13 protein-coding genes and 1 pseudogene are annotated in these 15,036 nt (G+C 43.8%); 6 read left to right on the plus strand and 8 right to left on the minus strand.

Translation table 11 applies throughout. The annotated features are described in order from the left end of the window. Positions 1-23 precede the first annotated feature (23 nt). Positions 24-404, plus strand: coding sequence for a DUF2599 domain-containing protein (locus tag B0X70_RS20630; protein ID WP_217470265.1), 381 nt, complete (start codon positions 24-26; stop codon positions 402-404). Between the two features lie 372 nt (positions 405-776). Here B0X70_RS20630 and rpoH read toward each other — a convergent pair whose 3' ends face one another. From rpoH to ftsY, 4 genes are all read right to left on the minus strand, one after another. Further along, the gene (gene rpoH / locus B0X70_RS20635; protein WP_036776026.1) at positions 777-1,634 is read right to left on the minus strand and encodes an RNA polymerase sigma factor RpoH; all 858 of its coding nucleotides are present in this window, start codon (positions 1,632-1,634) and stop codon (positions 777-779) included. 436 nt (positions 1,635-2,070) lie between these two features. Further along, entirely contained in the window at positions 2,071-3,045 is a 975-nt protein-coding gene (gene ftsX / locus B0X70_RS20640) for a permease-like cell division protein FtsX (RefSeq protein ID WP_040149255.1), read from the minus strand. Beyond that, positions 3,038-3,703 (minus strand): cell division ATP-binding protein FtsE, encoded by a 666-nt coding sequence (gene ftsE / locus B0X70_RS20645; RefSeq protein WP_040149253.1) that lies wholly within the window; start codon positions 3,701-3,703, stop codon positions 3,038-3,040. Before ftsE ends, ftsX begins: the two co-directional genes overlap by 8 nt. Positions 3,704-3,709: 6 nt before the next feature. Next, the gene (gene ftsY / locus B0X70_RS20650) at positions 3,710-5,134 is read right to left on the minus strand and encodes a signal recognition particle-docking protein FtsY (protein WP_217470266.1); all 1,425 of its coding nucleotides are present in this window, start codon (positions 5,132-5,134) and stop codon (positions 3,710-3,712) included. A gap of 158 nt (positions 5,135-5,292) precedes the next feature. Between ftsY and rsmD the strand changes: the two genes are divergently transcribed. The 4 genes from rsmD (at position 5,293) to B0X70_RS20670 (ending at position 9,468) form a co-directional block, all read left to right on the plus strand. Beyond that, a complete protein-coding gene (gene rsmD, locus B0X70_RS20655) occupies positions 5,293-5,877 on the plus strand; it encodes a 16S rRNA (guanine(966)-N(2))-methyltransferase (RefSeq protein ID WP_036809363.1) in 585 nt (194 codons plus the stop codon). Positions 5,878-5,899: 22 nt separating this feature from the next. Continuing rightward, the gene (locus B0X70_RS20660) at positions 5,900-6,163 is read left to right on the plus strand and encodes a DUF1145 family protein (protein ID WP_036809366.1); all 264 of its coding nucleotides are present in this window, start codon (positions 5,900-5,902) and stop codon (positions 6,161-6,163) included. A gap of 255 nt (positions 6,164-6,418) precedes the next feature. After that, positions 6,419-7,045 carry a lysoplasmalogenase gene (locus tag B0X70_RS20665; RefSeq protein WP_036809370.1) on the plus strand — a complete coding sequence of 209 codons (627 nt, stop codon included), beginning with the start codon at positions 6,419-6,421 and terminating at the stop codon, positions 7,043-7,045. 143 nt (positions 7,046-7,188) lie between these two features. After that, positions 7,189-9,468 (plus strand): zinc/cadmium/mercury/lead-transporting ATPase, encoded by a 2,280-nt coding sequence (locus B0X70_RS20670; protein ID WP_217470267.1) that lies wholly within the window; start codon positions 7,189-7,191, stop codon positions 9,466-9,468. A gap of 149 nt (positions 9,469-9,617) precedes the next feature. Here B0X70_RS20670 and tusA read toward each other — a convergent pair whose 3' ends face one another. Next, entirely contained in the window at positions 9,618-9,872 is a 255-nt protein-coding gene (gene tusA, locus B0X70_RS20675; protein WP_036776036.1) for a sulfurtransferase TusA, read from the minus strand. A 186-nt stretch (positions 9,873-10,058) separates the two neighbouring features. Between tusA and B0X70_RS20680 the strand changes: the two genes are divergently transcribed. Further along, complete coding sequence (locus tag B0X70_RS20680) at positions 10,059-10,733, plus strand: 7-cyano-7-deazaguanine/7-aminomethyl-7-deazaguanine transporter (protein ID WP_036776038.1); 675 nt, start codon at positions 10,059-10,061, stop codon at positions 10,731-10,733. An 84-nt stretch (positions 10,734-10,817) separates the two neighbouring features. Here B0X70_RS20680 and fucR read toward each other — a convergent pair whose 3' ends face one another. The 3 genes and pseudogenes from fucR to fucI all read right to left on the minus strand — a co-directional run bounded on the left by fucR (position 10,818) and on the right by fucI (position 15,010). Continuing rightward, entirely contained in the window at positions 10,818-11,519 is a 702-nt protein-coding gene (gene fucR / locus B0X70_RS20685; protein WP_036809377.1) for an L-fucose operon activator, read from the minus strand. Between the two features lie 220 nt (positions 11,520-11,739). After that, a complete protein-coding gene (gene fucK, locus B0X70_RS20690) occupies positions 11,740-13,179 on the minus strand; it encodes an L-fuculokinase (RefSeq protein WP_040149240.1) in 1,440 nt (479 codons plus the stop codon). Positions 13,180-13,232: 53 nt separating this feature from the next. Then, positions 13,233-15,010: pseudogene (fucI, locus tag B0X70_RS20695) on the minus strand (L-fucose isomerase). Between the last annotated feature and the right edge of the window lie 26 nt (positions 15,011-15,036).

Below are 15,036 nucleotides of genomic sequence, written 5' to 3' on the forward strand. Positions count from 1 at the left end.
TTATGGGTAGTTTAGGAGGTGATATGAAAAGAATAGGGTTTGTATTGTTGGTGTTATTCTTCGGCATGGCTGTTTTCCCTGCGAGCGCTAACAATGGGCACAGTAACTGCCGCCACGGGCCGTATATTGAATCGGGCAAGTGGATAAAGCGCTTTGGCAAGATGACACTGGCGGTTGTGCCAACCAAATGTGGCCGCAATCTTCACTTCGGTAGAACCAATGAGGCATTCAAAGAACTAGAGCGTAAGTTCAGCAACAGCCCACACTGGTACAATACGAAAGGTATGCGTAATCAGTTCGACTGCCACGTGGATATTGCCCGTAACAAAGATAAATGGAATCTCGATCCTTACCGTAAACATGTGGGGTATAGCGCAACGAAAAAAGCTGGCTGCAATCCATAATAATATCGTAAAAAAGGAGCAAAGGAGCTGAATCAGCTCCTTTGCTTTTCTGGCGATGCTTCCAATTTAGCAAAAACCGCCGTAAGCCCTCGTCCAGTGCGAATGGGGATCGTAACTCCTGTAAGACACATATTTCATAGAATTAACTGAGTGAGATGACAACTGTGAAAAATAAAAAAGGCGATAAACCATTATCGCCCTTTTAATTTATTAATAATGAATGCGTTAACGCAAAATCACTTTATACCCGTCATCTTTCAAGTTGCCTCTTTGTTGGCTGCACTCGCTCACCCCGGTCACATAGTTATCTATGCTCCCGGGGATTCGCTCCCTTGCCGTCGCGATGCATATTGAAATCCATAGGGTATATATTTACGCCTCAATGGCTACACGCAATTTTTTCATGGCATTTTTTTCAAGCTGACGTACACGCTCCGCAGAAACACCATATTTATCCGCCAGCTCTTGCAGGGTAGATTTATTGTCATCATCTAACCAGCGGCAACGGATAATGTCCTGACTGCGCTCGTCTAAACTTTCTATCGCTACCGATAATTTATCAGCCGCATGGTTTTCCCAATTGTCCTCTTCAATGCCGTCTGCAAAATCAGAAGCTTTATCTTGAAGATACAGCACTGGCGCAACTGGTTGACCTTCCTGACCATCATCATCGGCAGACATATCAAACGCCATATCCTGCGCTGACATACGAGATTCCATCTCACGCACATCTTTGCTGGTCACACCAAGTTCTTTGGCGACCATTTCTACTTCGTCCTGATTGAACCACCCTAAGCGCTGTTTAGTTTTACGCAGGTTAAAGAACAGCTTACGCTGTGCTTTAGTTGTTGCAACTTTAACAATACGCCAGTTACGCAGTACATATTCATGGATTTCAGCTTTAATCCAGTGAACGGCAAAAGAAACCAGACGCACCCCAACTTCCGGGTTAAAACGACGTACTGCTTTCATCAGGCCAATATTCCCTTCCTGAATTAAATCCGCCTGAGGTAGCCCATAACCAGCATAGCTACGAGCGACATGAACAACGAAGCGCAGATGAGACAGAATCAGCTTCTTAGCTGCATCCAGATCTCCCTGGTAATGCAGCCTTTCAGCCAGTTCCTTCTCTTCCTCTGCTGTCAGCATTGGATAGGTATTAGAGGCACGGATATAGCCCTCTAGACTTCCTTGAGGAACTAACGCTAAGGTTTGCATTTCTTTGGCCATTCAAATCCTCTCAAATAAGGCTCAAATCGTTAGTATGGATTAGATTACATCAGTGTATATGAACTAACATTCAACATACAGCGGTACAGTCTATCACCAGAATGTGCATATTCAAGTTACAGATCCGTGGAAGAGTAATAATTTTAGCACCGACCATCCCTATAACGGGATCGCAGAACAAAAAATAACAGATAGTTTTATCTTTATGCAACTAACTTTATTTGTACTATCTCCTACAAATATTAATTCCATTTCATAAAAGTACCCGTCAGGTTCACTGAGAGAGTACAAGCACCTTTTTAATTAATTCTACACAGTAGAAAATCGTGATTTTGGATTTAAGTCAGTGAATAAGAAACTCTTACCTAAGGAAAAAAGGAGATGATTATTGCGTTGTCAGGCTGATCTCGCTCAGCCTGTTGAAAAGATTACCGTTTTATTCTGGCGTAAAATGGCGCAAATGCTGAGTTGTCGCCAACCAGGCAGCGGCCCAACCAATCATCGCGGAGAGCAAAACCAACAGCAGGGACTCATCCCATGAAAGCCCATGTAAATTAAATGTCGTGCCAAACACGCTGGCAACCTGGGTGACAACATCAGAAAGTTTCCACACCAACAGGGCAGACAAAATTAACGATAAAATTGCCCCCAAAGCCCCCAACAAAACACCACCATTGAGGAACGGGCGCAAAATAAAGCCATCCGTCGCACCAATAAGCTTCATCACGTTAATCGTATCACGATGACTGAAAATAGTGAGACGCACACTATTACCAATGACCAAAAACAGCGCAACGATCATCAGAATACCGATCACTGTCGCAATCTGACCGATAAGACCTGTCAGCGCTGCCAGACGAGCAAACCAGCTATCATCCATCCGAACTTCTTCAATACCTTTAACCTGAGAAACTCTGTCACGCAGCGTGGTTAACGTCTGTGAACTCTGAAAATCGATTTTCGGTGTGATAATAGCCACCGCGGGCAACGGATTCTCTTCCAACATATCCAGCGCGTTACCAAAACCAGACCAGGCACGGAATTCTGTCATGGCTTCCTGACGCGAGAGATAGTTGACATTATCCACACCATCAAGTGCTTTCAGCTCAGTTATTAATTTCTGAGCACTGCTATCATCCAGTGATTTATCGAGATAGACCGTCAGTTGAGGGGTGGGATACCATTTTTCCGCAGCCTGGCTGACATTCTTCCACACAATGTAACAAACACTTGGTAATGTCAGGGAGATCGCAATCACCATCACCGTCAACAACGTTGCCAACGGCTGACGTGACATATCTGTCAACGTATTTATCCAAGCATAGCGCCACTGCTCGCGCCATCCTCCTTGTAAAACTTTACTTTTCGATCTTGTTACTTTCCCCGCTGCCTTACGCACATTTTTAACCATGATGCTCTCCCGCCATACGGCCCTGGCTCAGAGTCAGGATACGATATTTCCGTCTTTCGATCAGTGCCATATCATGGGTCGCTATCAGCACTGTCACTCCTACCCGATTAAATTCTTCAAACAGTCGTAAAATCCCCTCTGACAACTCACCATCCAAATTACCGGTAGGTTCATCCGCCAATAAAACAGTCGGCTTATTCACAACCGCACGAGCAATGCCGACACGTTGTTGTTCTCCCCCTGAAAGCTGAATTGGGAAATTTTTCGCTTTGTCCAGCAGACCCACCTTATCCAGAGCCGCAGATGTTCGACGACGGATATCTTCCGAACTGGCGCCTGAAATAATCAGCGGCATTGCCACATTATCGTATACCGTCCGATCCAGCAGCAGATGATGATCCTGGAAAATCATACCAATCTGACGACGCAGAAAAGGTACCTCACGGCTTTTTAACCGACTGATATCATGACCGGCAAACCAGATATGCCCGGCGCTAGGCCGCTCAATGCCACAGATGAGTTTCAGCAAGGTACTTTTACCTGCCCCTGAGTGACCGATTAGAAATGCCATTTCCGCAGGGCGCAAATGAAAATCCACCCCTTGCAGGGCTTGCCGTCCCCCCAGATAAGCTTTACTGACCTGTTCAAAGCGAATCATAGGTAATTAATCCTCTCGGGCAAAAAGTGCCTCTATAAAGTCGTCTGCCTTAAATGGCCGTAGATCTTCAATTCCTTCACCAACACCAATATAACGGATAGGAATTTCAAACTGATCAGCAATGGCGAAAATTACCCCACCTTTGGCAGTACCATCCAATTTTGTCAATGAGATACCTGTCAATCCAACAGCTTCATGGAACAGTTTAGCCTGACTTATCGCATTCTGACCGGTACTGGCATCCAATGTCAGCATAATTTCATGTGGAGCATTTTCGTCCAGTTTTTTCATCACCCGGACAATCTTCTTCAATTCTTCCATCAGGTGAGATTTATTTTGCAAACGACCGGCGGTATCTGCAATGAGTACATCTACACCTTTAGCTTTAGCTGACTGAATAGCATCGAAAATTACGGAAGCAGGATCTGCGCCTGTATGTTGCGCTACCACCGGAATATGGTTACGTTCCCCCCACACCTGTAGCTGTTCAACAGCGGCTGCACGGAAAGTATCCCCGGCTGCCAGCATGACAGATTTACCTTGTGCCTGAAATTGACGAGCCAATTTACCAATTGTCGTGGTTTTTCCCACACCATTAACACCAACCATCAGAATGACATACGGTGTTTTTCCTTCAATGTCCAAGGGCTGATTCACTTTAGTCAGAATATCAGACATCTCTTCTTTTAGTTTGGCATACAAGGCTTCTGCATCTTTTAGCTCTTTACGGCTGGCATGCTCTGTCAAACTGCTAATGATTTTACGGGTAGTATCAACACCAACATCGGCAATTAATAACTGCTCTTCCAATTCATCAAACAGATCATCATCAATCTTTTTACCACTGAATAGGCTAAGAAAACCGGACCCTAGATTCTGACGAGTTTTAACCAAACTGCGTTTCAAACGAGAGAAAAAGCCCTCTTTAGTCGGGCGCTCTTGCTCTTTTAATATAACCGGCTTTGGCTGTTCAGTTTGTATCTGCTCCTCTACCAATCTTGCAGCTTCCTCTGCAACACGTTGCTGTTCTGCCTGCTCCTCCGCCAACCTTGCAGCTTCCTCAGCTAAACGCTGTTGTTCTGCCTGCTCTGCCGCCAACCTTGCGGCTTCCTCGGCAACACGCTGCTGTTCTGCCTGCTCCGCCGCTAACCTTGCAGCTTCCTCAGCTAAACGCTGTTGTTCTGCCTGCTCTGCCGCCAACCTTGCAGCTTCCTCAGCTAAACGCTGTTGTTCTGCCTGCTCCGCCGCCAACCTTGCAGCTTCCTCTGCAACACGCTGTTGTTCTGCCTGCTCTGCCGCCAACCGTGCAGCTTCCTCAGCAACACGCTGCTGTTCTGCCTGCTCCGCCGCCAATTGTTCTTCTTTTTGCTGCTCTTCCTGACGGCCACGCCCGAACCAGGAGAAAAAGCCTCTTTTTTTCTCTTTTGCCATTAGCCACTGCACTCCTCAAGGTTAAATCATGGCGTTACAACAAGGAATAATAACGAAATTAGAGTCAGTCTAACATTTTCGTAATAGCTCAACACATATCAATAATGAATTTCATGGTAAATTAATGCCTGTAAGTCTTAACAATTGTTACTCAAATTATGGCAAAGAAATCACAACGGCAATCGATGGGACAAATCCGTATTATTGGCGGAAAATGGCGAGGCCGGAAATTACCTGTACCGGATAGCCCCGGATTACGTCCAACGACAGATCGCGTCAGAGAAACGCTATTTAACTGGCTAGCCCCGGTTATTCAGGAAGCACACTGCTTAGATTGCTATGCAGGAAGCGGAGCACTTGGATTAGAGGCACTTTCTCGTTATGCAGCACAAGTTACCCTGATTGAATATGAACGTAATATAGCCAAACAGCTTTCCACGAATTTGGATTTGCTCAGTGCCCAAAATGCCAAGGTCATTAACGACAGTGCATTAACCTATTTATCTCAATCAGGAAAACCCTACGATGTCGTTTTCCTTGATCCTCCTTTTCGTAAAGGAATGCTTAGCGAAACCATAAAATTGTTGGAAGAGCAAAATTGGCTGGCAGATGAGAGCTGGATTTATGTTGAAGCTGAATCTGAATCAACGGCGATTGATGTGCCTGTTAACTGGCAACTTCATCGTGAAAAAGTCGCCGGACAAGTCGCATACCGGCTCTATATCCGTTATTTACCTGCATAATGATTACCTTGGAGTAACACTGATGTTTATTCAATTGGGCAAACTGTTAATGATCTGCGTTTGGGGATTTCTGATATTTAACCTGATCCATCCATTTCCAAAACCATTGAAGTATTTTATGGATGTCGCCATGATTTTCATGGTGGTCATGCATGCATTTCAAATGCTGCTTCTGAAAGCCAGTCAGCCAAAAGAGCAAAAACTCTCTAGCCTGATGCAAACCAAAATCTTCTTTTTTGGTGTCTTTGAGCTACTGTCAATGCAGAAAAAACAACGGAAAGAGTAAAAGCCATCACCTCAAATAGTGGTCACAGCCCCACAACACCCGGAAAGTATATACAATTATGTGAGGAATGATTCATTTCATTCCCCTTTCCGGCATGAGTCCAAAAACTGTCGCCATCTGTCTCAAACAGATAAACCATTTTTTAATTCACTGCCTATTTCCGCACAGATACTTAAACCAATCATCATTATTTCAGTATATATTTTGATAGTAAGAGAGCAGACCCCTTATCCATCACTTATTTAAGGAACGAAGATGAGCTGGCCATTTATCGCAGTATTTTTTTCTGGTTGGTTGTATGTTGACGCAGCTTACCGTGGTCCAAACTGGCAAAGATGGCTATTTAGGCCAATCACTTTGCTATTGTTGTTATTGTGGGCATGGCAAGCGCCTGAGCTGCATATTTCAGGCTATTTAATCTGTCTTGGGTTATTGACTGCTTTAATATCAGATGCTCTGCGTATGCTCCCCAGTAAGTATTCACTATTCTCTCTAAGCACATTATTCCTCTGTTATCTGCTCTACACGATAAGCTTTGTATTGCAGATGAATTTCAGTTTCTTCTTCCCGTTGCCATTAATTTTACTGGTTCTGGGTTCCATTATTCTGCTGGTCATTTGGAATAAATTGGAGGAGATGCGCTGGCTGGTTGTCGCCTCAGTCGTTATGCTCCTGATAATGGTGTGGATGGCAGGTGAACAATACTTCTCCCTTAATACAGCGTATGGTTTCTCTCTGTTAGCAGGCACTATCTTGTTGTTACTGTCACACAGTTTCTGGCTGATCAACAATTACCGCCTCCAATTCAAATCTTCTAAGGCGATTGTAGCAACCTGTTATTTTATCGGCCATTTTCTAATTATTCGTTCCCTTTATCTTTAAGAGAAAAATTATATTGAAAATGAACAGCCGTACTCAGTCGCGCAATTTACCCATTTATTTTCTTTTTTGTTTGACTCTAGAGTAGGCTCCAAAGTGTAGAGTTTGCTCATTATCTTTGAGTTAACTCTGTTCAGGGGGAGTCCATGTACTCAAATTCAAACAAAAATAGTGCTCATCAACATAACCACCAGCATGGAAGCTGCTGTGCGACTACCACTTGTTCAGATCAGGCTAAACAAGTTAGTGAGCATTTACATAATCATGAACCTGGTAAGGCTTGCTCACATAAGCATAACCATTCCCATGATACACAAGAGACACAAGCACCTGAGCTTTTGGCAAGCCAACGTTTCAGTTGGGTTGTTAATGGTATGGATTGTCCAAGCTGCGCCCGCAAAATTGAAACCGCGGTCAGCAAAATTCCAGAAGTGAAACAAGCCAAGGTTCTATTCGCCACAGAAAAGCTAGTCGTGGATGCGGATACAGATATCCGTTCGGCAGTTATTCAAGCTGTTAATCAGGCTGGATTTGCTCTACGTAATTCCGATTCAAGTCAGAAAGCAGCAAAAAGCAGCCGCTGGAAAGAATTTGCCCCGATCATCACTCTTTCACTGATGATGCTGATAAGTTGGGGAATCTCTCACATCAATCCTTCATTTGGCCGTATTGCCTTTATTATCACCACCGTGATTGGACTGGTGCCTATCGTTACCAAAGCCTGGCAGCTCATACGATCAGGCACGCCATTCGCCATTGAAACATTAATGAGTGTTGCCGCCATCGGTGCGCTGTTTATCGACGCCACCGCTGAAGCGGCAATGGTATTGCTACTGTTTATGCTTGGTGAAATGTTGGAAGCTTATGCTGCCGGCCGTGCTCGTCGAGGGGTTAGTGCATTGATGGCATTGGTGCCTGAAGAAGCATTACTGGTAAAAAATGGTGAGAAAAGAACTGTCCCAGTTTCAGACCTTCGTCCCGGCGATATTATTGAGATTGCTCCCGGCGGACGTTTACCCACTGACGCAGAATTACTCAATTCATTCGCCAGCTTTGATGAAAGCGCGCTGACAGGCGAATCTATTCCGGTTGAACGAATGCAGTGCGAGAAAGTTCCGGCAGGTTGTTTGTCCGTGGATCGTGCCGTCCAAATGAAAGTGCTGTCCGAACAGGGCAACAATGCCATTGACCGCATTCTGCAACTGATTGAAGAAGCCGAAGAACGCCGCGCACCGATTGAGCGCTTCATTGACCGTTTTAGCCGGATTTACACTCCGCTGATTATGCTGTTCTCTGCGCTGGTTATCATTATTCCACCGACTGTATTCAGCCAACCTTGGGAAACATGGATCTACCGTGGTCTGACTTTACTACTGATCGGTTGCCCTTGTGCTTTGGTGATTTCCACACCCGCCGCAATTACCTCTGCCCTTGCAGCCGCAACCCGCCGAGGCGCCTTGATTAAAGGCGGTGCGGCGCTGGAGCAATTGGGACTAATCACCACAATCGCTTTTGATAAAACCGGTACGCTGACCGCCGGTAAACCACAAGTCACAAATGTACAACCAGTAGAAAACATCAGCGAATCTCAGTTATTAACTTTGGCTTCCGCTGTAGAAAGCGGCTCTCACCACCCACTGGCTAAAGCCATTTTGCAATATGCAGAAAGTAAACAGGTTAATATTACCGAAGCTGAACAGCGTAAAGCGTTGGCGGGGATTGGTGTTGAAGGTCAATTAGACGGTAAGCGAATTCTCGTCAGTGCGCCCGGAAAACTGCCAGAAAACACGTTATCTGATCATTGGAAACAAAAAATTGTTCAGTTAGAAGATTGCGGTAAAACCGTTGTTGCCGTGATGCATGATGAACAATTTACTGGCCTTATCGCAATGCAAGATACGTTACGTCAAGATGCAATTGATGCTATCCGTTTACTAAAAGATCAAGGGATTAAATCAGTGATGTTGACGGGGGATAACCCACGCGCAGCAACGGCAATTGCAGGTCAGTTAGGAATAGATTTCCGCGCCGGGCTAATGCCGGAAGATAAAGTCAAAGCGGTCATTGCATTGAATAAAGATCACAACACAATGATGGTCGGCGACGGCATCAATGACGCTCCCGCAATGAAAGCTTCCAGTATCGGTGTAGCGATGGGAAGCGGTACTGATGTCGCTCTGGAAACCGCAGATGCGGCATTGACTCACAACCGTCTGACAGGTTTGTCGGAAATCATCACCCTTTCCCGCGCAACGCATAATAATATCCGCCAAAACATAGCTATTGCCTTGGGACTAAAAGGTATCTTCCTTATCACCAGCCTATTGGGTATTACAGGCTTGTGGATGGCAGTACTGGCGGATTCCGGCGCAACCGCTCTTGTGACAGCAAACGCGGTAAGGTTATTAAGGATTAAGCTGAAATAACGAAAATTGCCTGGCTATTATAAGGATATGAGTCTTATTTCCGGCTCATATCCTGTACCATAGCAAGATGAATTCAGTGATAAAAGTTCATTGACGTTCGAAAGCATGGTAAAAAGCAAAATCGTTCATTTCTCAACTTGGTTGTTATTTCAGAGTTGGCTCTCTTTTTTCCGCACCAGATAGCGATAAGGCATTTGTTCCGTTTCTTGCGCAACCAATTGGTGCTCCATAAAACGGCAGAAACTGGGAATATCCCGCGTAGTTGCCGGATCATCAGCAAGAATTAATAACATCTGCCCTGCTTCCATATGACGCACAGTTTTCCGCACCATCATTACCGGTTCAGGACAGCGAAGCCCCTGTGTATCAAGGGTTTTGTCTGGATTAGTAAACACATCGGGCATAACTTATCTCTACAATTTCAAGCAATCTATGGAACTGGATTATATTATAAAAAAGCTAGCAAAAATTAACTTTACATACGGCATTTTGAATTTGTGTACAACCGACGTATCATGTGAGGCGTCGTCAGTTAAAACGGCAGATATTTGATTGGGTTCCCTCACCCCATGTTCCAAAAAGGTACAATAATGTTTTTATCAACTACAATTACACAACAGCGCACTACCGCTTTAATTTGGCTTTCGCTATTTCATATTCTAATTATTATTTCCAGTAATTATCTGGTGCAACTCCCCGTCTCTATTTTCGGTTTTCATACCACCTGGGGAGCCTTTACTTTTCCATTTATTTTTCTTGCAACTGATTTGACGGTTCGTATCTACGGCGCACCACTGGCAAGGCGAATCATTACCACCGTTATGCTCCCCGCATTGCTGATCTCTTATATGATTTCTGCCCTGTTTTTCCAAGGCGTGTGGCAAGAGTTTACCGCACTACTTGAATTCAATCTGTTTGTTGCACGTATTGCCTGCGCCAGCTTTATGGCTTACTTCCTTGGGCAGATCCTGGATGTATACGTCTTCAATCGTCTGCGCCGGAGACGTAATTGGTGGGTCGCTCCCGCAGCGGCGATGTTCTTCGGCAACTTACTTGACACCCTTGCCTTTTTCTCTATCGCTTTCTATCGCAGTACCGATGCTTTCATGGCTGCTAACTGGATCGAGATTGGGTTAGTCGATTACTGCTTTAAGCTATTAATCTGCTTACTCTTTTTCCTACCCGCTTACGGCATTTTATTGAACCTAATCCTCAAATATTTCTTTAACTATCAAACTAATAGTACCTATATTCAAGTACGCTGATTTTTATACGTCCGACAAATACCTGTCTCTTAATCAGATCGCCTGATTAAGAGATTGGACAAAGCAATAGTCTGCCGCCCTGCCCTAATAATTCGATATTATGTCAGTGATATTATTACGATTTCCTATTCTAATTTCGCTTTTTCGGTTAATTTTACTCTTATCAATTAGCAAAATTGATTGTAATGCTCGTTTTATAAGAATCTCTTTAAATTCCGCATTATCAATATTCGAATCCCATAAATCACCATTCGCATCAATGCCATCACAGGAAAAAATAAATAGATCGATCTCTAGACTTTTCAATTGTGTAATAAGTGATGAACTAATATAACAAGCATATTTACGATGCAGCACTCCCCCTGAACTGATTAATTGAATATTTTTCTTCTTTGATAATTCATGACAAATACGAATGCTATTGGTAAAAATAGTAATATTAATATCAGGAAGTTGCTTTGCCAGATACCAACATGTTGAACTTGCATCAAGTGCGATTATCATTCCTTCGTTTATCCAAGTCACAGCTTGCTGAGCAATAAGTGATTTACTCGAAAAATGGCTTTTAACCCGCATGTTAAAAGGATCACCATTATCCTGTGTTTCCCTGTTTAAACTTTTTGCTCTCCCATGCAGACGAAGAAGATGACCATGCTCTTGGAGAAATCGCAAATCTCGGCGTATTGTCTCTTTACTTACTTGCAAAACTACGGAAAGTTCAGTGGTTGTTAACGATTCATGGTGATGGAGAAGATCCATGATTTTTTGATGACGTTCATTTCTCATAAAGGAATCCCTTTTATATTGGGACAGAATAGGATGATTCTGCCCAATATCAGCATTAGAAAACCACGCCTTGTTTAGCAATATATTTCCACATTTAGCCGTGTTCTCTGTGACGATGATAGCAAAAACGTTACCATTTCCTACTTTAACCGGCATGTTTAAAAGAGATGGCGAGAAGAAATAAATAGGACAATTGTCTTTAACGGAAGATTACCTATTCCTATATAAAACTTTTAGCTAATGAATGATAAGCTTCTTGGTGCTCACCAGGTGTATACAGTTCATAGCGATAAGAAAACTGCTCACGAGCTTTCTCAGAGGATTCATAGCAACCGATACCAAACCATGCAAAGAAAGAAGCGCCTAACACCGTCGTCTCCGATTCATTAACGACTTTTATGGGTAGGTTTAAAATATCTGCTTTTATTTGATTCCAAAGATAATTTCGGCTACCTCCACCTACTAATATCAACTCCTTAGTATGAAATCCACTTATCTTTTCCAAAAGAGATAGGTTTTGTTTTAATTGATATCCCAATGCTTCTAATGCGGCACGATAAAAATGACGTCGTTCAGTATTTAACGTTATTCCGCACCATCCCGCCTCGGAGGTTAATAAACGACAATTCATTCTTAAGTTATTAGCGCCGGGAGGAACAGATAAAGCTTCATGGATCATTTGAAAATAAGCATCCGAAGGAGAAATTCCTTGCCAAAAAAGCTGTCTAATCCATTCAAGTATTCCAGAAGCCAACCATTGTAATCCGGGATTAAAGACCCCTTTTCTTGCATCCAATTCACATGTAGAGCCAGTATAATGAGGCAAGATATGGGTATTCACATGAGAAGTACGTACCATCAGAATTTCCCAAGTGCCGGAAGATAAAACAGGTTGATTCAAACCCGCACCTGAGCCAAATAAAGCAAATTGCGTATCATGTCCAGAAGAAATAACTGGAATTCCCGCAGGCAAGCGAAATTTTTTAGCTATCTCTGATGTCAAAGTACCAATTTGTTCACCGGCAGCAATGAGTTCAGGAAATAAAGTCTCTGAAATAGAAATCGCATCTAAAATATCCCCACTAAACTGCTCCTTATGAATATTTAGCAACTGACTAGTCCCGGCCATCGTTCTATCAGTTGACATCACTCCTGTTAATCGATAATTAATTAAAGAAGAAATAAATAACCATGCATGGGCTTTATCGTAGAGAGTAGGATGATTTTCCTTTAACCAAATTAATTTATAAAGCGTATTAAAATTAAATTGCCCGACACCGGATATCGTTTGCAATTTCTCAGCGGAGAAGTAACGCTCAATATTTTCAACAATAGGGATTGTTCGTGGACACTTCCAACTAATTATTGGATAAAGTAGTCCACCCTTTGCGTCGACCAATGTTCCATCAACACCAAAAGTCGTCACCGTTATTGCACGTATCTTATAACCCGATAATTGGGGGATAATCACACGACAACAGCCTGCCAACCGTTCTAAAATGGCATCCAGCGACCATATATGCCAGTGAGGATTGGCGTTATCAGGCTCGCTAGTATTCGGTGTTGACGCCTTTGCAATCACATTACCCTGAGAGTCAACCGCGATAGCCCGCACATTGGTGGCCCCACAATCCAAAACTAAAACCACATCTTGAACCATACGCTCTCCTGTCATGGAATAAGAGGCGGTACAATTCATACCGCCGGCAGCCACTATTTCTTATAGAGAGGCCCGTAGTTTTGGCAGGCTCGGTAATCTGAACCTTCTGGCTCCATACCGTGCGCACTCCATGCAGAAGGACGATAAATATCTTTCTCATCCACGTTATGCATACAAACCGGGATTCTGAGCATAGAAGCTAATGTAATGAAATCGGCGCCAACATGACCAATAGAAAGCACACCATGATTAGCCCCCAATTCGCCATAACGGAGTACACATCCTTAAAGGCGCCTCTACCGGTTAAACGCGGAACAAACCAAGTTGTCGGCCAGGTTTCATTTGTCCGCTTATCCAGAACGTCATGGATATCTTTAGGCAACTCCACACTCCAACCCTCAGCGATTTGCAGGACCGGGCCAAGACCTTTAATAATATTGACACGACTCAGGGTGAAAGGAACGCCGCCTTTTGTTAAGAATTTGGAGGAGAAGCCACCCCCTCTGAAATATTCATGAAGCGCCGGGCGCCATTGCGTTGCAGCCAGACAAGCATCCACTTCCTCTGCGGTAATTTCCCAATGAGGCTTCATCGTAGGATAGCCTTGAGCGTCTTTTTGGCAACAAGTTCCATCCAGCGTCGCAGAGCCTGAATTAATCAGATGAATCACCCCATTTTCAGCCTGTCCCGTAAGTTTTTTGCCCGTAACACGCTCGACAGATTCTGGAGACCAGAAAGTTCGAACATCAGCAAAAATCTGTGCCGTCCCTGTTAGCATATGGCCAAATAACATCACAACGCCATTTAGACTGTCATTCTCAGTTGCAACCGTAAAGGGCTGACGGATGCCGTTCCAGTCAAATGAACTATTTAAAATCGCTTCCGCAGTATCGCCATTGGGGTATTGATCTGTCCAATGACGTTGCCCCTGAAAACCCGCCACAATCGCGTTGTAGCCGAGTGCTTCTTCGCCATACCCTTTTTCTTTCAGTTTTGGGTTTCCCTGCATCATGTCGCGAATGCAAATAGCCATGAGTAAACTTTCGCGAAGAACCTGGCGACGACTTTCTGGTGAACGGTGATATTGCTTAGCATTCAGATCTTCACCATATTGGAAATACTTATCCGCCCAAGATAAGGCAAGTTCAAGTTCCTCTTCATCATATATTTGCTGATCAATACGACGGCGTAATTCTGTCATATCAACAGATTGGACTTTCATACCAAGCCAGGATTCAAAAAAATCATGATCAACCATTGAACCTGCAATGCCCATTGAGGCACCGCCAATAGAAAGGTAAGTTTTTCCTTTCATACTAGCAACGGCTAATCCAGCACGAGCAAATCGTAGCAATTTTTCTTTGACATCATCAGGAATACGAGTGTCATCGACATCTTGAACGTCATGCCCGTATATAGAAAAAGCGGGGATACCTTTTTGCGAGTGGGCGGCTAAAGCTGCCGCAAGGTAGACTGCACCTGGACGTTCCGTCCCATTAAATCCCCAAATAGCTTTTGGTCTTGTTGGCTCCATATCTAATGTTTCACTGCCATAACACCAACACGGCGTGACGGTAATTGTCAGACCAATATTTAATGCACTGAATTTTTCATCACAAGCCGCAGATTCAGCAAGACCAGCAATACATGTGTCTGCAATAACGCATTCAACAGGGGTGCCGCAAGCATGGTAAATATGTCCAGTTAATAAATTAGCTGTCGCTTTTGCCATATTCAGGGTTTGCTCTTCGAGTGATTCACGCACTCCCATACGGCGGCCATCAATAACTGGGCGAATACCAATCTTGGGTAAATTCATATTCTTTCTCATGCGATTTCCTCCATACAAATAAAGTT

Source organism: Photorhabdus akhurstii, from assembly GCF_019090985.1.
Classification (GTDB): Bacteria; Pseudomonadota; Gammaproteobacteria; order Enterobacterales; family Enterobacteriaceae; genus Photorhabdus; species Photorhabdus akhurstii.